Genomic DNA, 19648 nt, shown 5'->3' on the forward strand with positions numbered 1-19648 from the left:
CTCGCGGCCGCCATAGACATAGTCCCAGGCCGCCGCGCCGTCGTCGCGCAGGAACACCACCCGGTCGAGGCCACAGACGTCGGCGCCGGTGTCGTTCAGGGCCCGAAGCTGCCGATCCAGGCGATCGGACGCATGCCAGTCGTCGTCGTCCCAGTGCACGATGACCTCGCCGCGCGCCATCTCGCAGAGGCGGTTGCGCTTGGCGCCCACCACGCGGCGGGTGTCCTCGCGGACATAGCGGATGCGCGGATCGTCGGGGACGAGGTCACCGATCGCGTCGCCGCCGTCATCGAGGATCAGCAGTTCGGCGTCGTCGCGACCTTGCGCCAGGAACGCCGCGATCGCCTGGGGCGCGAACCGCCGGCGGTCGGCGGTGGGCATGATGCAGGAGACCGCTGGAGACATGCCGCAATTCCCTATCGTTCGGCGCGGAGAAAGCGCAGGGCCGCTGTCATGACGTCGGCGACGCCGCGATCCGGCTCGCTAGCCAGGGCGGCTTCCAGCGGCGACTCGAAGGCCGGCCAAAGCAGCAGCCCCGCCGCCATGGCGGCCTGGGCACGGGTTTCGAGGTCAGCGGAGGTCAGCCCCTCGGCGATCAAGTCGGAGGCCTCGGCGTCGGGCTCCGGCGCCAGACCCATCGCCAGGCGCAGATAGGCGGCCGGATCCCTGGCTCCGGATCGGGCGACGTCCCGCTTGAGGTCTGCGATCGACCGACCTTGCGGCGCGCCGCGCATCGCCTCCCAGACCTCGCGGAGCCGCGCCTTGTCGGGGTGGACGATGCTGAGATACGGATGGCCCAGTTGTTCGTCCCGGACCAACTCGAACATCAACTGGCCGTCCGGGTCGAACCAACGGTCGATCCGGACTGGAGCGCCATCCGACGCGGCCGGTTGATGGATCAGGTTCAAGCCATTGTCGCGACCCCAAGCCACTAGGTCGTCTCCGATCCGCTCGACCAATTCGGGCTCGGGAACATCGTCGTTCAAAATGAGGCTGAGCGAGCGCATACCGAGCTACCTTTGGGTGTTCTGCTGCAGGAAGGCGGCCAAGCGGCCCGCCAGTTCATCGCCCAGCCGCCGGGCGTCGGCGTCGGTGCGCGCCGTGTTCAGCGGAGTCAGGGCGCCCGCGGCCCACCGTTCGAACGCCTGGGCAAGTTCGACCAGTTGGGCGCCGCCGGGTTCGGCCAGCACGCGGTTGTTGGGATTGGCCAGGACGGCGCGCAGGCGCTGGAAGATGACGGCGTAGCTGCCCTGGCGCACCTGGGTGGCGCTGTCGATCTGCCGCGGCGTGGCGGCCGCCCGGTTGCCACCGGTGCCGGCGGCGGCCGAATAGCCCGTGGCCATGCCGGCCATCCGGCCCACCGTCATTTCACCCGTCGTCGCCACGCCGGCCCCGACCAGGCCGGTGGCGACGCGGTTGGCCGCCAGGTTGCCGGCGTGGCGCGCCACCTCGACCTCGTCGCGCAGGCCAGTGATGATCCGCGTATCCTCGCCGGCCCGCTGGGCCACATTGACTGGCAGGGGCCGGGGCCGCCCGCCCTCCGGCATCGGCGGCACGATCAGCGGCGCGTTCTCGTCGCGCGAGTACATGTAGCGGCCGGCTTCCGGCACATACAGGTTCTGCATCGTGGCCAGCCGATTGGGCTCCTGGTCGACGCCGCGGATCGGCCGGGCGCTGACCTGACCGGTGTAGCCCTGGATCACGGGATCGGTGATGGCCTGGCGAGGATAGTGCTGTTGTCCGCGCTGCTGCATGGCGATCGGCAGGTCGCCGGTCCGAATCTCGCGATAGATCTGCACCATCTCGGTCTGGGTCAGCGGAGCCGGCGCCGTGCCGCCGCCGGCAATGGCGTTGCGCGCCTGACCCATGGCCGGGGAGGCGGGTCCACGACCGCCCATGAACGCCGCCTCGGCCCGTTGCAGGATCGGCTCCAGGGCCGCGCCCATGTTGACCTCGGCCAGATTATACATCCGCGCCGTCGGATTGATCGTCGCGTTGATGCCATTGCCGTCGAGGGTAAGGGAGGTCAGGCGGTACTGGTTCTTCCAGATGAACAGCCGCGCCATCAGCAGCGGCCGCGGCACGCCGCGCCGAACCATCCGCTGGACCTGGGGCCGCAGTTCGCGCACGGCGCGGTCGAGGTCGCGCTGCTTCTCGGCGGGGGTGCGCATATCGGGGCCGCGCACAGCCCCGGCCACCGCCTGTCCCAGCCGCCGCGCCTGGGTGACGATCCAGGCCACCACCCGATCCAGGGCCCGGTCGATCGGCGCGCGGATGCGATTGATGATGTTGGTCACCGCGTCGGCCACCCGGCCCAGGCCGGCGATGCGGGCCAGGAAGCTGATCACCAGGGTCAGCAGACCGGCCAGGGTCGACTCCACGCGGGCCGCCGCCGGGGCGATGTTGCCCGCGGCGATGGTGGCGATGGCGTCGATGAAGGACGCGGCGACGGCGGCGATCTGGCGCAGCCGCTCCACGAAGAACATCACCGTGTTGTAGATGGCGATGATCGCCTGGATGAAGGCCCCGGCTGGACTGAGCATCGACAGCAATCGGGTGACCGCGGCCGAGACGATACGGTCCTTCACGAAGGTCATCACCTGCTCGATGACCATGTCGCGCAGATTGCCCAGGGTCTCGAGGATCTTCTGCCAGGCCGCCGCCGGGCCTTCACGCACCAGGGTAACGACGATGTCGAAGCCGGTCTCCAGGGCGCGGACCACGGGCTCGCTGGTCGCGCGCACCAGCTTGGTGCGGATGTTGGTCCAGGTCAGGCCCAGCACCGAAAGGGCGAACTTGAGGATTTCGCGCAGGCTGAAGCCCTGCGGGATGTAGACCGCCGCGCCGGTCATCGCCCCGGTCAGCCAGCCCACCAGCGAGGCGCGCAGGTGGGTGAGGAAGTTCTTGGCGAAGTTGCTGAAGCCCAGCTTGCCGGCTTGCACCAGCGTGCCGACGAAACCGATCGGATTGCGAATGATGGTGTCGAAGGCGCCCGCCGCCTTCTTGACATAGGGCATCACCCGGGGGGCCACGACCTCCATGATGATCTTCAGCAGATCCATCACCGTGCCGCCGGCCCAGCTCAGGAAATCGCCCATGAAGCTGGCGAAGGCGCCGGCCACCTTGAGCAGGGCGCGAGGCGGCAGGACCAGGTCCATGATCTCCAGCGACCGCAGGGTGCTCATGAACCGTTCGGGGATCGAGGTGACCAGGGCCATCAGGCCGCTGATGGCGCTCTGGAACCAGGCCCAGGCGCGCGGGATGGCGTTGGCCCGCTTGATGTTCTCCCAGATCTCTTCCTGGCCGATCAGCTTCATGAAGCCGCCGATCAGGGTGTCGGCGGTGCGCGGCACGGCCTCGCCGGTGATCGGGTCGCGACCCAGGACGGCTTTCAGCAGGTCCCAGCCCGGCGTGCGGGCGGCCAGGGCGGCCAGCGGCTTGAGGATCGCCTCCTTGATCAGGTCGAGGACGGCGGAGACCAGGCTTCTGGCGAACGCGATCAGTCGGTCTATGGGCTCGGTGAAGATCCGCTTGGCCCGTTCCCAGACGGCGCCCAGCCGGAAGGCGTCGGCGACGCCCAGACCATTCACGAAGGCGTCGAGCGCGGCCTTGATCGAGCCGAGGCCGATGCCGAGCGAGGCGATCTGGCTCTCGATCCACGACCCGGCCTTGTCGAAGATGCTGTAGCGGTCCAGCGCCTCGACGATCAGGCCGCCGCCGGGCAGGAACTCGACCAGGGCCCGCAGGATGTTGGCGGCGCTGCGCTCGACCCGGCTCATATTGATCGGGTTGATGCCGATGACGACGGTGATCAGCCGGAAGCCGGGGATGTAGTTGGCCTTGTCGGCGAACCAGTCCAGGGCCTCGCTGATGATCCCGCGCTGCACCTGGGGCTGGGCGCGTTGCGACACCGTGGTGTCGACCTGGCGCTGGACGGTGGCGCTCTGCTGGATGGTGTGGGCCAGCTCGTGGGCGATCAGTTCCTTGCCGGCCTTGGTGGCCGGCTGGAACTGGCCGCGATTGAAGAACACGTGGCGACCATAGGTGAAGGCCTTGGCGCCCAGTCGGCTGGCCAGGTTCTCGGCCTTGGCGTCGGTGTGGATGCGCACGCCGGAGAAGTCGGCCTTGAACCGCGGGGCCATGAAGTCCTGGACGGCCTTGGGCAAGGGCGCGCCGCCGCTCAGTTCGGCTTGGATGGCGTCGGCGGTCGCGGCGGTGGTCTGGGCCTGGTCGCCGCCGGAAGCCGGCGCGGCGGCGGGCGCGCGGGCGGCGAGCGGCGACCCCCGTGACAGGTGCGGTGCGCTGGCCGGCGGAGGCATCGACACCACCCTGTGGGCCAGGGTCTCGGCCTCGTGTTCGGCGGCGTCGCCGGGCGAGGAGATGGCCAGGGGCGCGGCCTGGGTCCGGGTGGACAGCAGGACGGTGGTGCGGGCGCTCCACGCCGTCGCCGACGGGCTGTCCGTGGTCGCCGCGTCGCGTCGGGCGGTCGCCGCCTGGGGGGCGGCGCTCTTGCTGGTCTCGGCTTGTCGCTGGACCGCGGCCATGGGGTCAACCCGCCGACACGGCCGGCTTGAGCGGGCACTGCGCCTCGGTCTTGCGGTATTCGCGCAGCAGCGCCGAGCGCAGCGCCTCGTCGTCCAGCGGCCGATCGCCCGACAGGGCCAGCAGCCGGGCGTGCAGGGCGACGTTGCGAAGCTGGCCGCCGGACAGGGCGCAGCGGCAGGCGATCTCCTGCAGCAGCTCGTCGGAAGCGGCGTGGTCGCCCAGATGGCGTTCGAGGATCTCGTAGCGCCGCGCCTCGTCGGGGGCGCGGAACGGCACGACCACGTCCATGCGCCGGGCAAAGGCCTTGTCGATGCGCTCGGCGGCGTTGGTGGTGACCAGCAGGATGCCCCGGAAGGTCTCGATCCGCTGCAGGAGGAAGTTGGTCTCGAGGTTGGCGTAGCGGTCGTTGGCGTTGCCGACATCGGTGCGGCGGGCCATCAGCGCGTCGCCCTCGTCGAGCAGCAGCATGGCGTCCAGGTCCTCGGCGGCGGCGAAGGCCCGATCGAGGTTCTTCTCGGTCTCGCCGATGTACTTGCTGACGGCCGAGGCCAGGTCGATGCGGTAGAGGTCCTTGCCCAGCTCGGCGGCGACCAGTTGGGCGGCCAGGGTCTTGCCCGAGCCGCTAGGACCGCTGAACAGGGCCCGCACTCCGGCGGCGCCCGGTCCGTCGCCGGCCGCCACGGCCAAGGCCTCCCGGTGCCGGCAGCGGGCGATCAGCGATTCCAGCTCCAGGCGCGCCGTGCGCTCCAGCGCCAGCCGACCCAGCCCGCCTTTGGCGCGGACCCGGGCGGCCACGGTCTCGATGCGGGCGTCGTGCAGACCGCGCACCGCCTGGCGGACGTCGTCGGCGGTCAGGTCCGCACGGCGATCGAGGGCCGCGTAACCCTCGGCCGCCGCGGCCGCGCGTCGAATGGCCCCGCTGGTCAGATGAAAGTCTTCGGCCAGCCGCCGCCGTTCCGCCGGGGCGCCGCCGGGCGAGGCCTCGCGCCAATGGCGGGCGCGGGCCTGGGCGTCAGGCGCCGACAGCTCCAGAGTCAGGATCGGCCGGCCATCGGCGCAGGCGACCCCGCCGGTCGGCCCCATGACCACGGCGATCGGGCCATCCCAGAGGGGGAGGGACGGCAGGGTGCGGCTCTCGCCGGGGACCAGCGCCAGCTCGACCAGCGGCATGACCCCCCACAGGCGGGCGAGGGCGCCGCAGAGCCGCCAGTGGGCCTCGTCCTCGAGGCCGGCGGCCTCGATCCGCAGGAGGCCGAGGCCCAGGGCCCGCGCGACGCCGCCGACCAGGGTCTTGCGTCCGTTATGGGCGGGGCCGCGCACGACGATCAATCGGCCGGGTTGCCGCGCCAGGTGGTCGGGCAGGGCCGTCCAGGATGGTTGTTCCACGGCCTCGCCGCGCGGCGGGATGAAGGCGCTCAGCGGCGTCAGGCTTTCGGATGGAATCCGTTGCGCCAGGCGCATCTCGGGACAGGCGTCGCCGAGCGCGTCCCACAAGGCGGGCGAGACCGCCAGCCGCCAGGCCATGCGGGGCGCGTCGGGGTTGAGCACAAGAACCAGGCCGGCCTGGAGCAGGTTCAGCACCGCGGCGCGAACGGCCTCTGGGCGATCGGCGTCGCCGTGGCCGCGCCACAGGCCGATCAGGACGCCCAGGGTCGGCCGGGCGCCGTCGTCTCCGGCCAGCAAGGCGGCGAAACGCGGATCCTCCTCCACCAGGCCAATGGTCAGCAGCAGATCGACGTCCAGCGTCGCCAACCCCGCGCGACGCAGGGCGGTCAGCGGCGTGGGCGGCAGGCGGGGGGCCCAGGCTTCGACCGCGCGACGCCAGGCCTCGGCGCCGGGACAGGCCGCCCCGAACAGGCGATCGATCTCGGCCTGGTACTCGGCCAGGAACGGACAGGCGGCCAGCAGGCCGACCCGGTCCTCGCCCGCCGCCAGCTCCGCCAGCCGTCCCGCCACACCCAGCAAGGCCAGCCGAAAATGACCGGCGGCGTCCTGGGGCATGGCGGCGAAGGGAGCGGAGAGCGTCATGGCCGGCCTCGATCAGGTGAAATGGAAGGCGGGCTTGAGCCCGACGGCCGGAATCCAACCCGGGTCGCGGTCCAGCCCAGCCGTCCTGAGGGCCAGCGGCAGGTCGGCAAGGGCGAGGTGGATATCGAGCACGCCGTCGCTGATCTCGACGACGGCCGGATGCCGACAGACCAGGTCGGGAGCGTCGCGGGCGTCGACGCCCAGGGCTCGCGACAGGCGCGCGCTCAGGTACAGGGTCAGGAGGCCCAGCCAGCGGTCGCGGCCGTGGCCCAGCCGGACCGGCGCGCGCGCGGCGGTCACGATGGTCGTCGCGGCCAGGCCGGCCCGGCGCGCCAGTCTCGCGAGCTGGTCGCGCCCGTTGCGTCCAGGCCGTCTCGGCGCGTCGGCGATCGCGAAACCCGCCGGGTGCCAGAGCATCAGTCGGCGGCGTCCCGCCCAGCCGATGACCGTGGCCGGCTGGCCCCAGGGACGCAGCCAGGCGCCAGGTGTGATCCAGGTCTTCGGCGCGACGAAGCCAGCGCCGGCGCGCCGGCGCGGGGTTCGCCCGGCCAGGTCGGCCAGGAACCCGCTCATGGGGTCCGCCGCGAAAGCCGGGCCAAACCATCGGGCGCCCAACATCGCCAGCAGGTCCCAGGGCGACAAGGCCAGGTTGCGGCCGCGCGGCTGGGAAAAGTCGCTGTACAGTTCCAGGCCCAGCAAGGCGTTGAGCAGGTAGAACAGCCCGCCGAACCTGACCGTCACGCGTCGGACGCCGCCCGTCGTTTCGGTTTCGTGGACATCCTCGGCGTCTAGAACGGCGGCGAGGGCCGGGCCGGGCGGGAGGACGGGCGCCGGGGATCTGGAGGGTGTCGGGTCGTGCGGTGACCCTGGCGCGGGCGCGGGACGTGCTTCGGGCGCGACGGTTGCGGTGTCTTTCCCGTCCAGGGACGGGGCGTCGAGTTCACCGGGCTCCGACTCCAGTCCAGGTTCAGAGGGTTCGGCCGGCGCGGGCCCGATCGTCGCGCGTCGCGAAGCGCTCCTGGACGTGGAAGGCTTTCGTTTCGATGGGACATCGGCGGCTTGGTCCGGCGCCGGCGACCGCGCGATGAGTTGCGGATCGCTCCCGGGGACCAGGGCGTCGAGCGCTTCGAGCGCGGCCGCGAAACCTGGGTCGCGCGCCTGGGGCGCGTCGCGGCGAACGGTCAAGGCCACGGCCAGCAGGCGCCGGGCCGGACCGGAAAGCCGGCTGGCGACCAGTTCGGGCGTTCTTCGCAGCAGGACGGTCAAGGCCTGGACGTTTACCGCGCGCTTGGCGGGCGCCCGGCGTGGGCGAACGCCAGGGCGGGCTTCGACGCAGGCGGGGTCCAGCGCGTGGGCATGGACGATCGCGCCGAGCGCCAGGTCGAGTTCGGCGTCATCCAGTTCGGCGAGCCAGGGTTCCGCCAGGCCGCGCTCGGCCAGCCAGACGATGACGCGCGGCAGCAGGTCGCCGCGCGGCAACACCTCGGTCCGCCACCAGGCCGCCGGCGGACGGCCGCGCAGCGCGGCGGGCCACCACCAGCGCGCCGCCGGCGGATCGTTTCGCACCCGGCCGCCGATCAGCCAGCCCGCCAGCTCGACCTCGTCGTCGAACAGCATGGAGTCGGCCTGGCCGGCGACGCTGTCCCGCGCCGGTCGCACGGCGCGGGCCAGGCTGTTTCGCAAGGCCGTCTCGACCGCCAGGGTGAATCCCGGACGGCCCAGCGGTGCGGCGGCGGCCAGCCGCCGGACGATCAGCATCGCCCGGCGAGGCAAGCCGATGCGTGACGGGTCGATCGGCGCCAGGGCGGCCTCCAGGACGCGCCTGGCGTTCGCGCCGCCGCCCCGCAGGCGGGCGCGCTGTACGGTCAGGCCCTGGTCCGGCGACGGGACGAGCATGGATCACCGCATCAGCAGGATCAGCAGCAGGATGATCAGCAGGATCAGCAGCCACCACCACTTGAAATTCCGCTTGACCCAGTTCTCCACCGTCGCCGCGGTCGGGCCGTCGCCGGAGGAAACGGAGCCGCCGTCCGGCCCCCCGATGCCGGGACCCTTGGCCGGGGGATCCTTCGACACGTCGCCGCGTGGGCCATCCTTGTCGGCCTTGAGCTTGACGTTCAGCGTGGTGACTCCGTCGTGAGGCACTTTCAGGCCATGCACGCCCGGCCGCCGCCGGGTCAGTCCAGGGCCCTCGAAGGACCAACTGAACGGGTCGTCGATCCCCTCGTGCCGCGCGACATAGCCGAAGGCGCCAGGCCCCTCGTCGAGCACCTCGGCGGTGATCTTGCCGATGGTCAGGGTCTGCCCGGTGCGGCGATAGCCTTCGGTGACCCACAGATACAGGACAGTGTCCCTCCACTGCTGTTGATTGCCGACCGCGGTGGAGCCCATTTCGAGTTTGGGCACTGGCAGCGGCTCCGGTTGCTGCAGGGCTCCCGCCGCGAAGGCCGGCATCTCGTCTCCCAGGACAACGCCTCTGCCGATAAGGTCGCGCACCCGGACCTTGCGCACATGGGTGAAGAGCAGAAAGTCGTGGGTCTTGCCGCCGTCCTTGGGCGGCGGATAACCGACGCCGCTGACCTCGGCGGGACGCTCGACTTCCGACAGGTTGATGAAGTCCATGTTCCGACGGACGCTGGACTGGGCGAAGTTGACGGCGGAACTCGATGACAGCTGGATCCAGATGCACTGGTGCTTGTGGGCGGCGTAGGCGGGCGGGATCGCTCCCGCCGGCCAGTCTGACTGCGCCTCGGCGGTTGCGCCGCCGCTGGGCACGGTGATCGGGTTCGAGGGATTGTGCAGCAACCCTCCCGGGCGCGCCCAGGCGCTGAAATCGGGCGGGCCAAGTCCCCAGTTGGCGAGGCGAACCTCGGCGGTGACGTTGTTGGCGGCCGCTGCCCCGGTGTTCTCGAGTATCGAGACGAGCAGGTTGTTCTCTGTGTTGCTGATTTCGTGGCTGAGCGCCGAGCCGGTGCTGGGCTTGCGGCAACCGACTCCCATGGCGCCGTTCTGGAATCGCACGCCCTGGCCCAGGTTGGACCCCGCCGGGACTTGCAGCGCCGGGATCAGTCCCGTGCCGTACCAGGACGGGTCGATCTGCAGGGTGGTGTCGAGATAGCCGGTCAGGGCGTTGCCCGGGGCCACCGGGAAGCGAAACTGGGTCGCGTAGTAGTCATCGACGACGTCCGGCCCGGCCGCCACGTCCTGACCGATCCGCACGACGCTGAAATAGAGACCAAAGCCCGCGGGTGACAGGTTGATCCAGTCGGCGCCGCCGGTCGCCGTGCTGACCGGCACGCGGATTTCGACGCTCCACGCCGACTCGTCCGGCGATCCCATGGCCACGGGCGGTCGCCAGGTGCGAACCTTCACTTCGTAGGCGCCGGGTGTGACCGGGGAATAGGCCGTCCAGGGCGCGGCCGAATTGTCCGCCCGATAGAAGTTGATGGCCTGGGGAACGTGATTGCCCCGGACATGGTAGTCGTCGCCCATGGGGACGCCGGGCGGAATGTCGTCCGGGTCGCCCGCCGGGCCGGGGTCGTCGGCGCCCACGTCCAGGAAGCTGGGGAAGATATCGATCCGGCGGCGGGCCTGGTCGCCGGCGCCGGCCGCCGGACGCAAGGCCAGCACCACGACGTCACGAGGATCGAACGTCCTGTCCAGGCGGCAGAGGAACGCGAACACCAGGGTGCCCGTGCCGGTGTCGCGCACGCCCTGGAAGACGACGGGCGGGAATCCAGCGCCGCCGAAGGTCATGCGACTGCCGCCGACATAGCCGGGTTCGGTCTCCGTGGTGATGATGCCCGCGTCGGTGAAGAAGAAGCCGTCGATCGTCGGGTTGCCGGTGACGCCGTCGGCGTTGGCGAAGCACAGTGTGTCGGTGGCGGACATGGAGTTCTCCTGGTCGGGTGCGCCTCAGCTGACGTAGCCTTGGATCGGGATGCGGATGAACGAGGTGAAGTCGGCCGGTGCGGCGCTGCCCGGTGGGCGATGGGCGGCGCTGATCTTCAGGAAGGTCGGGATCGGCGACGTGCCGGCGTCGGTGTTCTGCACGGTCAGGTTCAGGGATCGGGTCGAACCCGCCGCGACGCCGGTGTTGCCGGTCGGCGCGACGATCGGGGCCGCCCAGCGCCCGGCCGGCGTTTCGATGACCGCCGTGTAGGTGTAGTCGCCCGCCGCCGTCGCGGTGCCCGGATGCTCGACGTCGGCTTGCAGGCGGACGGTGAGCGGGATGACGCCGGTCTGGCCGAACTTGACCTGCACCCCCGCCAGCGAGGCGCCGTCGACGGTGATCTGGGCCTTGCGCACGGTCTGGGCGGCCGCGCCGATCGAGATCGGATCGAAGGTGACGCGCGGGTCGCTGACCGCCGGAGCCTGGCCGACGACAAGGTCGAGCGGCGACGAGGTGTGGTGGAACAGGCCGTCGGTCGAGGTGACGTCCAGCGAGATGGTCGCCTTGGAGGCTCCGGTGGGCACCTTGACGTTGGCCGTCACGGTGATCGGGGCGCCGCGGGTGATCTGCTGGTCGCCGGTGGGGACGATGCTCGCGGCGGTCTTCCAGGCGGTCACGGTGGAGCCGGTCAGCCCCGTGAACAGCAGCGCGAAGCGATAGGTGGCCGGCAGGATGGTCTGGCTGTCGACCTGCCATGATATCGGATAGGTGTTCCCGACGACGATGGTTCCCAGGGCCGGAGTCGTGGGCTCGATCACCACTTGGCCGCCCTGCTGGGGAACAAGCGGGCTCACCAGGCAGGCCAGGCTGGTCGAACTGCGGTCGCCGACCTTGACGCTGACGGCGACGGTCTTGGGCAGGCCCGTGAAGCTGTCGGGAACCTGGAACATCAGCTTGGTGGAGTCGGACCCCAGGTTGAAAGCGCTGATCTGGACCCCGCCCATCAGCACCGTCGTCTTGCCGGGCTGGATGTCGAAACCCGAACCGATCAGCGTCAGCAGCTCGCCGACGGCCGTCTCGTTCGACGGCTCGATCCGCACCAGGACCGGCCCGCCGGCGCTGCCTTCCAGAGCGGCGACCCGCAGCTGCAGCGTGTTGATGTCCTCGAGCAGGCTGTTCACGAACTGGGCGGTGATCAGGTCGCCGGGCTGAACCTGGCCCGCCCGGACGCCGACCACGGCGCCGAGCAGGGCGTCGCGCTCGGCCGGCGTGAGCACGCCGTCCAGCGCCTGCAGGATGGTCGACATCGGGACGACGATATTCCCGGGACTGGCGGTGGTGGTCGGAGGCATGGGCTTGTCCTCGGCGGATTGGTGCGGGTCAGGGCTGCAGGGCGTAGTGGGCGTAGTCCCAGCGGAAGAGGTCGAAGCGGGCGTCGGCGCGGTAGGGCAGGTGGCCGCTGGCGAAGATCACGAACGGGGCGGGGCGGCTCGGGCTGGCCGGGGCCTGGTCGATGGCCATGTCGGTCTCGGCCACCCGGTAGAGCTGGACGAAGGCGCCGTCGCCGACGGTGATCGGCGGCCGGACCAGGCTTTCGCGGATCAGCGCCTCGGCCTCGGCGGCGTTGAGATAGCGGGGACCGCTCACCGTCAGGCCCTGGAAGAAGCTCGGGACGGGGCTCTGCCCGGGCGTCGGTCTCGGCGCGGGGATGATCCCGGCGGCCGGAAGATGGCCGAAAAGGCCGGTCGCCGTGGCGGCGCCCAGGCCGCCGCCCGGACCCGTCAGGTCGGCGATGTGCCCCTGGAACTGCCGGAACATCGCCTGGCCGACCGCGACCCGCCGCGCGCCCGCCAGGGTGGCCAGCCCGCCCGGATCGGCGGCGGCCAGCGGGCGGCGCACGCTCCAGGCGTCGATGAACGTCAGGTCGGTGGCGCGGGTGAAGGCCAGCAGGGCTAGGGGCACGTCGGCGTCGCCCAGTCCGAAGCGCCGCATGGCGTCGGTCAGGTCGTCGGCGCGCGGCGTCGCGCCCAGCAGGTCGGCGGTCCAGTCGGTGGTCACGCCCGTCCCGAAGGCGCGATAGGCCAGGGCGTTGCGATAGTCGGGGTCCGCCGCCGACAAGCCGGGCAGCAGCGACGGCGGCACGGCCAGCAGGCGAAGCTGGACGCCGCTGACCACCACGTCGGTGTTGCAGCGGACATTGTCCGGGTCCAGCCCGTTGGTCGGGGCCGAGCCGGCCCGGGCCTCGGCCGGGGCCAGGGTGAGGATGTAGACCCCGGCGCCGGCCACATAGGTTCCGCCCAGCACCGGCGCGCAGTCGCCGAACAGGCAGTCGCCCGAGGCCGAGGCGCCGCCGCCGCGGGCCAGGGCCACCTGGGCGGCCTGGGTCAGGCGCAGGGTCTGGCCCAGGCGATTGATCGCCAGGCCGGCGGCCACCTTGACGGTCGGCAGGCGGCTGTCGCCGGTCAGGCCGCCGTCGGTGACTTCCAGGCCGAAGGCCACGCCGTCGCCGACCGCCAGCCCCAGACGGGCGTCGACCTCGCGCCGGGCCGCCTGTTCGCGTCCGAGGTCGCCGCCGGTCAGCAGGCGGCCGTTGAAGAAGTTGACCGAGCGGACGCCGCCTTCGGTCAGGGGTTCCTGGAGCTGGAAGACCTCGCCCATCGCGCCCTCCTCAAGCCAGGGCCGAAAGGACGCGCCAACCGGCGCTTCCATCCGACACCAGGGTCACGGCCTTGCCGGGATCGACACCGAGCGTGTCGCCCGCGCCGTCGAAGGTGTCGGCGGGGTCGGCGACCAGCTTGAGGCTGTCGCCCAGGCTCTTGATCACATGCAGGCGTCCCCGGTTGGCGGGCGCGGTTTTGGGCAGGGTGAGGGCCAGGGCGCCTTTGCAGAGGACGCAGACGTGGGTCTCGTCCAGGGTGGTGTCGACGTTGAGGTCGGCCAGGGCGATCGTCGCGCCGGGCGGCGCGGCGGGAAGCGAGGGCGGCGGCAAGGTCTGCAGGGCCTGCACCAGGGCCAGGGACGCCAGCACCGGCCGGGCACCCTGATCGATGACGACGTCGGCGGCCAGGCCGTCGACCTGCCAGGTTCCGCCGTCCGACCCGACCAGGATCACCGGCGCGTCGAGGCGGGCCAGCAGGACGCAGTCGTCCAGGACGTCCGCGAGGCCGCCGCAACGGCGAGCCATCCACAGCGGCCGAAGCTCGGTCACCCACAGTCGCAAGGCCAGGCGCAGGAAGGCCGGATAGCGCTCCGGCGCGACCTCCAGGCTGAGCGGCGGCGAGCCGAACATGTAGTCCTCGGGCGGCGAGGCGGGCGGGCTTTCGCTGTCGATCTCCAGCCAGGGCGCGGCGGCGGCGCGCAGGGCCGCCAGCCAGGCGGCTTCCTCGTCCGCGGGCGGCAGGGCCGGGCCGGCGGTGGTCAGGGCGCCCAGCCACTGGGCGAAGTCGGCGATGGCGTCGTGCTCGGTCTGGGGCGGTGGCGCGACGCCGAGGGTCAGGCGGTAGTCGTCGGCGACCCGCGACGGGGCCATCAGGTCCTCTTCCGATCGGCAGGGCTCGCCCGGGATCGGCGCCAGGGCCGTCTGGCAGTCGGCGTAGCAGAGCGTCAGGTAGAGCGGCAGCACCCCGGCTCCAGGCAGCGAGGCCGGAACGATGTGGTCGGGCACGAGCGCCGCGTTCTCGGGCTTGGCCAGCCAGGCGTTGAGCGCCCCGCACTGGTCGGCCTTGACGCAGATCAGCTGGCCGCTCGGCGCGGCCGCCGCCCCGGCGCTCACCCGGACGCGCGGGCCGGCGGCGTCGTCCTCGACGGTCACCGCCAGGCCGCTGGTCACGCCGTAGCCGGCCAGCTCCCGCACCGCCCACTGGTCGCGGCCCGACAGATAGGTGAACTCCTGGACGAAGTCGTCGACGCCCAGGACCATGCCCTTGGCGTAGTTGACGTGTAGCGACGGGTCGGCCGGTCCGGCCGAGACGAGGCTCGATCCTCTGTCACAGCATCCCATCAGGATCCTCCGGGCGGTTCGGGTTCAAGGGGTTGCGATGGAGGCGGGCGGTCAGCATGCCAGCCTCCGGCGGTCGCCGCCGACGGTGGGACCGTCGGCGCCGATGAAGCTGGCGCCCAGATAGGCCGCGCCCAGCACGGCGGGCGGGATCAGTTCCGGGGCGCGGCTGCCCTGGCCGATCTGGGTGTCGAGACCCAGCCGGGCCTCGCCCAGCCGGTTCATGGCCCAGTAGAAGCGCACGTCGAACACGGTGTGGGCGGGCTTTTCCAGGGCGACGATGCGTCGGGCCAGGACCAGGCGCCGCTCGGTGTCGAACGCCGCTTCGCCGCTGGTGGTCATCGGCAGCAGGACCGAAAAGCGGTGGGCCGAGCGGGCGATCGGCAGCAGGCGGCTCTCGAACTGGAACCAGTCGATCATCGCCGTCTCGCCCTGCGGCAGATGGTCGGGCAGCGAGACCTGGTCGAAGTCCGTCCAGTCGCCGCCATGAGCGGCGTTGAGCCGGCCGATCCGCCGATAGCGACCGGCCAGGAAGTCCTGCCAGCGGCGGCGGTCCAGCGAGGCTAGGGCGAGGAACTCGCTCCAGGCCGCTTCGAGCCCGGCCGGCGGTCCGCCGCGTGGCAGGTCGAGCAGGGCGTCGGGGTCGGTCAGCAGGCGCGTGGTCTGGAAACAGCGCCAGCGCGTCCGCTCCTCGGCGCCGGAGCGCGGCAAGAAGCCCAGTTCGGCCAGCCAGAACCCGTCCCGGTCGGCGGATTCGCCGTCGTGGAGGGCGGCGTCGGGCGTGAACAGCGGGAAGGCCTGGTAGAGCTCGTCCGCCGTCGGCTCGCGGTCCAGCCAGCGCGCCCAGCGCTCGGCCAGGCCGACATTGCCCTCGGCAGGCGTCCAGCGCGCCCCGGGCGCGACCCGCTTCAGGCCCTCGGCGGAGCCGGGATCGCCGGCCGCCAGGGCGCCGATCCGGCGGCTCAGATAGCGCTCGACGATGCGGATGGGGCGGGGGCACACGCAATCGGGGTCAGGGTCGTCGAAGCGGTGTTCGTCGATGCAGGGTTCGAACGCCAGGGCCAGGGCCAGCTCCAGGCCATGGCGGGTGCCGCGCCAGCGGAAGAAGTCGACGGCCCTGGCCACGAACAGCCGCCGTCGCCGCTCGTCCCACGCCGGATCCAGGGCCACGTCGAACCAGTCGGCCATCCAGGCCAGGGCTTCGGTCGGCGCCGTGCGGGGGTCGAACAGCGCCTGGGCCTTGGCGATGCGGTCCTCGATGGCGGTGTTGACCCCTTCCATGTTGGCCAGGAACCGCTCGAGGAAGTCGCCCGGCTCCTCGCGATAGACGGCCGGCAGGAAGCGCTCGACATAGGAGAAGCGCGGATACCAGGCGCGCAGGGCCCGCAGGCGGGGGCTGGCCGCGCCGTCGCCCGACAGCTTCAGGCGCAACTGCAGGTACCGGCCGCGCGCTTCCTGGAACAGCAGATGCCAGGTCCCGGCCCCGGTCTTCGGATCGCCGGGCGGCAGGGCCAGGGGGCCGCGCCAGGGCAGGTCGCCGCCGTCGCAGGCCAGGCAGGGGCGGGGCTGCGCGACCCATGGCGCGCCCAGCAGGCCGTCGGCGTCGGCCGGGTTGTCGCTGGCCCGCGCCCAGACCTCGACCAAGGTTCCGGAGGGGATGACGGCGTCGAGCCGCAGGCGGTCCCAGACGCATTGCGGGGTCTCGCCGTCCATCACCGGGGTCAGGAACTCGGCGGTCTCGGCGTAACGGACGCGGGGTTTCTCGACCAGCGGCGTCCAGCGGGGCGAGGACAGGCCGCTGTCGTAGTGCGCCGCCCCCTGGACCGCGATCAGGGCCCGGCCGCCGAACCGCCGGAGCGGGAAGAGCTCCGCCGTGCCGATCAGCGTCCCATCCTCGGCCAGCCGCCAGGCCCGCGCCTGGTTGCCGACCCCGCCGGCCAGGAACAGGCGCGTTTCGCGCTCGCCGCCCCGCACCGCGCCCTTGGCCACGACCAGGTCCTGGGTGGGGTCGTCGAGTTCGAGCAGAGCGGTGGCGTCGCCGCCGTCGGCCGGCAGGCGGAAGATTCGGGTTCCGCCGGTCGCCGTGCGGTCCAGGACCAGCAGGCCGCCGTCGTCCAGCGGCTCCAGCGCGATCGGGTCGATGTCGGCCGCCGCCAGGGTCAGGTCACGACCGGTCGGACGCGTCGCCGCGCGCAGCGTGCGGGGCGCGCCCTCCAGAGGCTGGAACAGCTCGGGCTCCTCCGGGCCGTCGGCGCCGATGCCGGTCACCGAGAAGCCGCGATCCAGCGCCCACAGCCGGCGATCCGTGCGGTCCAGCAGCCAGACGCCGCCGTCCGGGCGCGGAGCCATGTCGTGCACGGCCGGCCCGGACCCGGCGGTCCACAGCCGTTCGGTGGGAGGGCCGCCGGATACCAGGTCGAAGACCAGGAAGCCGCGCCGGTCGGCGGCCTCGAAGGCGACGATCAGCCAGGCGTCCCGCGTGACGACCATGCCCATGAAGGTCTGCGCCGTGGTCGGCGCCGGCCTGTGCGGGGCGAACAGGGCGTCCTCGGCTTCGGCGTGGGTGTCGGGCCAGAAGGCGCTGGTCTCGCCGCTGCCGGCCGAGCGCACCAGGAGCTGGGCCCGGCTGTCGGCGATCCAGTAGACGTTGCCGTGGGCGTCGGCCGCCGCGCCGCGCCGGGCGGCCAGGTCGAGCGGGGCTTCGCCTTCCGTGGCGGGCAGGATCTCCAGGCGCGGCGGCAAGGTCAGTTCGGCGCGCGCGGCGTCCCAGGCCGGCGGCGGCGCGGCGGATGCGTCCTCCGGCGACGACCACAACGTCGTCAACGGCCGGGGCGCGCCGTCGGGGTCGCCCAGGCAGCGCCCCCAGTCGCCGGGGCCGAGCAGCAGATGGAAGCGGCCGCCGTTGACGTTCATCAGCAGGTCTCCGCCACGATCGGCACGGGCAGGCGCGCCGGGCCGGTGGAGGTCGCCGCGCCGGTGTCGCCGCGCAGCGACTCCAGCGAGATCGGATCGCCGGCCGTCACCGACAGGCCGAGGATCTCGGGCAGGTCGAGGCCGCTGATCTCGACGCCGGCGGTCGCCCCGCGCGTCCCTTCGGCCAGCAGCACGTCGGCGACCGAGACCACGCCGGGCGTGCGCGCCGCCTCGGCCAGGATCGCCCGGGCGCTGATCGCCTGGCCCAGCGGCCAGCCACGCAGGGCGGGGTCCGGCGCCGGGCCGAACAGCTGGCCCTGCAGGTCGGCGACGCCAGCGCCCGTCGGCGGCAGGGGGCTGAGATAGGCCCGGATTCGCTTGCGGACAGCCTCGACCGTCTGGGCGACCGACGCGCCGCCGGCCACCTCGACGCCGATCGAGATCCACAGGCCGCGATAGTTGGCTCCGCGCAGCACCAGTTCGGTGGTCACCAGCCGGCGCGGATCGAGATAGCGGCACAGGGCGTCGAGGAAGGGCCGGTCGGCGCGTGGCGCGGCCGGGTGGTCGGGATCGGCGGAGGGAATGGCCATCAGGGTGACGACGCCGGGCGCGCTGCCGGGGCCGGCCTGTCCGAGGTCGGGATGCCAGGCGGGCAGCACCTCGATCCGGCCGATCGCCGCGCCGGGCGTGCGCCAGGCGATCGACACGAAGTCGTCGGCGGTGACCAGGCGGTCGCGATGCTGCAGGTAGCGCCGGATCTGCTTCTCACCGCTGGCGGTGCCCTCGGCGTCGGCCCCGCCCCAGGTGGAGATGGGATTGGTCGCCGAGAATCCGGCCGGCAACAGCGGTCCGCCCTTGATCGACCCGGCCGCCACATTGCCCTCGGCGCCCAGGCTGAAGCCGTAGCTGGCATAGAGCCGCGCGCCCGGCGCCGGGCGGCGCCCGGTCAGACCGTCACCGAAGGTGACTCGGCCGGCCTCGGCGTCGACCGCGAAGACATCGACGGGGCCGGCGACGCCGTCGACGCCAGCCGCCGCCACCTCGGGCCCGGCGGCCAGCAGGTCGTCGATCACCCGCCAGCGCCGCTCGACCCCGTCCTCGATGCTGCTGACCTCGACCGTGCCCTTCAGCACCGGGGCGTGCGACAGCTGGCGGACCTGGTCGATGGTCCCGTCGCCCTCGGCCAGCCGCTCGGCGACGATGGTCTCGTACTGATGGATCGGCGTGGCGTTGACGCCGATCCAGCGTAGCCGGACCAGGGCCGCGCCGGTGGCCCGCACTCGCAGCCAGGTGATCAGCCGATCGGCCAGGGCGCCGTCCTCGATGGCTGGCGGCAGGTCGCCGACCCCGCTTTCCAGGGGGTCGAGATCGCGCCAGCTGACGATGGCCCCGGCGTCGGGCAGCTGGATCTGGATCACGCCGGGCTGGGTCAGGGGATCGAAGTCGGCGCGGGTCTCCAGCCGGCGGTAGGTGGGGGCGGGACGACCGTCGGCGTCGAAGGCCAGGGCCGAATTGACCTGCGGAAGCTCGAACGACAGCAGGTCGGCCGGCGCGATGGCCGCGCCGCCGGGCTTCAGCGTCCGGGTCTCGACGTCGGTGGCGGGCGCCAGGCCCAGCGACAGGGTGCGGCCGGCCAGGGCCTTGCGCACCGGCAGCCAGGGATCGTCGCCCTCCACCCTGTCGCTCTTGCGGCCCAGGATCGCGATCCACAGCGAGCGGTCGGTGGTCAGCGACAGGTCGGCCGGACCGGCGGCGGGGTCGAAGGCGACGGTCTCGTAGAGCGCCAAGTCCTCGGGCAAGGCCCCGCCGTACGAGGCGTAGAGCAGCTTGTAGTAGTCGAGCAGCTCCGGCGTCGGCTCGCTGACCGCGCGCTTGAGCAGGACACGGGTCTCGATCGGCAGCACGTCCAGGCCCTGGCCGGTTCGGAACGGGACCTCGCCGGCCCGCAGCTCCATGTCCTTCGACAGCGCCTGGACGTCCAGCGCCGCCCGGTCATTGGCGATCGTCGCCAGTCCCCTGGCCGCCACGGCCGGAGACAGGGGCACGCCCAGCAGGCTCAGGAACTTGGCCCGGTTGCGCTCGGGAATCTGGTTGGCGCGATAGAGCAGGCTCTCGGTCAGGAAGGCGAACAGCTGGACCAGGGTGACGCCGGGGTCGCTGGCGTTGAAATTGGTCCATTCGGGCGTGTGGACCGGCGCGCGCGCCAGCAGTTCGTCGACCAGTTGCTGGTAGCGGCGGCTGTCGAGCGGCGGAGCGGGAAGGGGCATGGCGGG

At 72.2% G+C, this 19648-nt stretch carries 11 protein-coding genes; all 11 read right to left on the reverse strand.

Annotation, left to right across the window (positions count from 1 at the left end; translation table 11 throughout):
- Window positions 1-405, reverse strand: a 405-nt coding sequence (locus tag PMI01_RS15465; protein ID WP_007670619.1) for a glycosyltransferase family 2 protein, incomplete at its 3' end; no start/stop codon positions are given.
- 11 nt (window positions 406-416) lie between these two features.
- Window positions 417-1007 carry a hypothetical protein gene (locus PMI01_RS15470; RefSeq protein WP_007670620.1) on the reverse strand — a complete coding sequence of 197 codons (591 nt, stop codon included), beginning with the start codon at window positions 1005-1007 and terminating at the stop codon, window positions 417-419.
- Window positions 1008-1013: 6 nt separating this feature from the next.
- Complete coding sequence (locus PMI01_RS15475; protein WP_007670623.1) at window positions 1014-4544, reverse strand: eCIS core domain-containing protein; 3531 nt, start codon at window positions 4542-4544, stop codon at window positions 1014-1016.
- Window positions 4545-4548: 4 nt separating this feature from the next.
- The gene (locus PMI01_RS15480; RefSeq protein WP_007670630.1) at window positions 4549-6573 is read right to left on the reverse strand and encodes an ATP-binding protein; all 2025 of its coding nucleotides are present in this window, start codon (window positions 6571-6573) and stop codon (window positions 4549-4551) included.
- A gap of 12 nt (window positions 6574-6585) precedes the next feature.
- Entirely contained in the window at window positions 6586-8469 is a 1884-nt protein-coding gene (locus PMI01_RS15485; RefSeq protein ID WP_007670633.1) for a hypothetical protein, read from the reverse strand.
- A gap of 3 nt (window positions 8470-8472) precedes the next feature.
- Window positions 8473-10464 carry a hypothetical protein gene (locus PMI01_RS15490; RefSeq protein ID WP_007670634.1) on the reverse strand — a complete coding sequence of 664 codons (1992 nt, stop codon included), beginning with the start codon at window positions 10462-10464 and terminating at the stop codon, window positions 8473-8475.
- Between the two features lie 24 nt (window positions 10465-10488).
- On the reverse strand, window positions 10489-11817 hold the full coding sequence (locus tag PMI01_RS15495) for an IPT/TIG domain-containing protein (RefSeq protein ID WP_007670636.1): 1329 nt from the start codon (window positions 11815-11817) through the stop codon (window positions 10489-10491).
- A 28-nt stretch (window positions 11818-11845) separates the two neighbouring features.
- Window positions 11846-13123, reverse strand: a complete 1278-nt coding sequence (locus PMI01_RS15500) for a hypothetical protein (RefSeq protein WP_007670639.1) — start codon at window positions 13121-13123, stop codon at window positions 11846-11848.
- 10 nt (window positions 13124-13133) lie between these two features.
- Complete coding sequence (locus PMI01_RS15505) at window positions 13134-14465, reverse strand: hypothetical protein (protein ID WP_007670642.1); 1332 nt, start codon at window positions 14463-14465, stop codon at window positions 13134-13136.
- A 51-nt stretch (window positions 14466-14516) separates the two neighbouring features.
- Window positions 14517-17375 carry a phage tail protein gene (locus tag PMI01_RS15510; RefSeq protein ID WP_007670646.1) on the reverse strand — a complete coding sequence of 953 codons (2859 nt, stop codon included), beginning with the start codon at window positions 17373-17375 and terminating at the stop codon, window positions 14517-14519.
- Complete coding sequence (locus PMI01_RS15515; protein ID WP_007670648.1) at window positions 17375-19642, reverse strand: baseplate J/gp47 family protein; 2268 nt, start codon at window positions 19640-19642, stop codon at window positions 17375-17377. Before PMI01_RS15515 ends, PMI01_RS15510 begins: the two co-directional genes overlap by 1 nt.
- Window positions 19643-19648 lie beyond the last annotated feature (6 nt).

This window comes from Caulobacter sp. AP07 (assembly GCF_000281955.1).
Classification (GTDB): Bacteria; Pseudomonadota; Alphaproteobacteria; order Caulobacterales; family Caulobacteraceae; genus Caulobacter.

Coding starts and splice junctions, on each gene's coding strand:
- PMI01_RS15470 (WP_007670620.1), bottom strand. CDS start 1,007: ATGCGCTCGCTCAGCCTCATTTTGAACGACGATGTTCCCGAGCCCGAA.
- PMI01_RS15475 (WP_007670623.1), bottom strand. CDS start 4,544: ATGGCCGCGGTCCAGCGACAAGCCGAGACCAGCAAGAGCGCCGCCCCC.
- PMI01_RS15480 (WP_007670630.1), bottom strand. CDS start 6,573: ATGACGCTCTCCGCTCCCTTCGCCGCCATGCCCCAGGACGCCGCCGGT.
- PMI01_RS15485 (WP_007670633.1), bottom strand. CDS start 8,469: ATGCTCGTCCCGTCGCCGGACCAGGGCCTGACCGTACAGCGCGCCCGC.
- PMI01_RS15490 (WP_007670634.1), bottom strand. CDS start 10,464: ATGTCCGCCACCGACACACTGTGCTTCGCCAACGCCGACGGCGTCACC.
- PMI01_RS15495 (WP_007670636.1), bottom strand. CDS start 11,817: ATGCCTCCGACCACCACCGCCAGTCCCGGGAATATCGTCGTCCCGATG.
- PMI01_RS15500 (WP_007670639.1), bottom strand. CDS start 13,123: ATGGGCGAGGTCTTCCAGCTCCAGGAACCCCTGACCGAAGGCGGCGTC.
- PMI01_RS15505 (WP_007670642.1), bottom strand. CDS start 14,465: ATGGGATGCTGTGACAGAGGATCGAGCCTCGTCTCGGCCGGACCGGCC.
- PMI01_RS15510 (WP_007670646.1), bottom strand. CDS start 17,375: ATGAACGTCAACGGCGGCCGCTTCCATCTGCTGCTCGGCCCCGGCGAC.
- PMI01_RS15515 (WP_007670648.1), bottom strand. CDS start 19,642: ATGCCCCTTCCCGCTCCGCCGCTCGACAGCCGCCGCTACCAGCAACTG.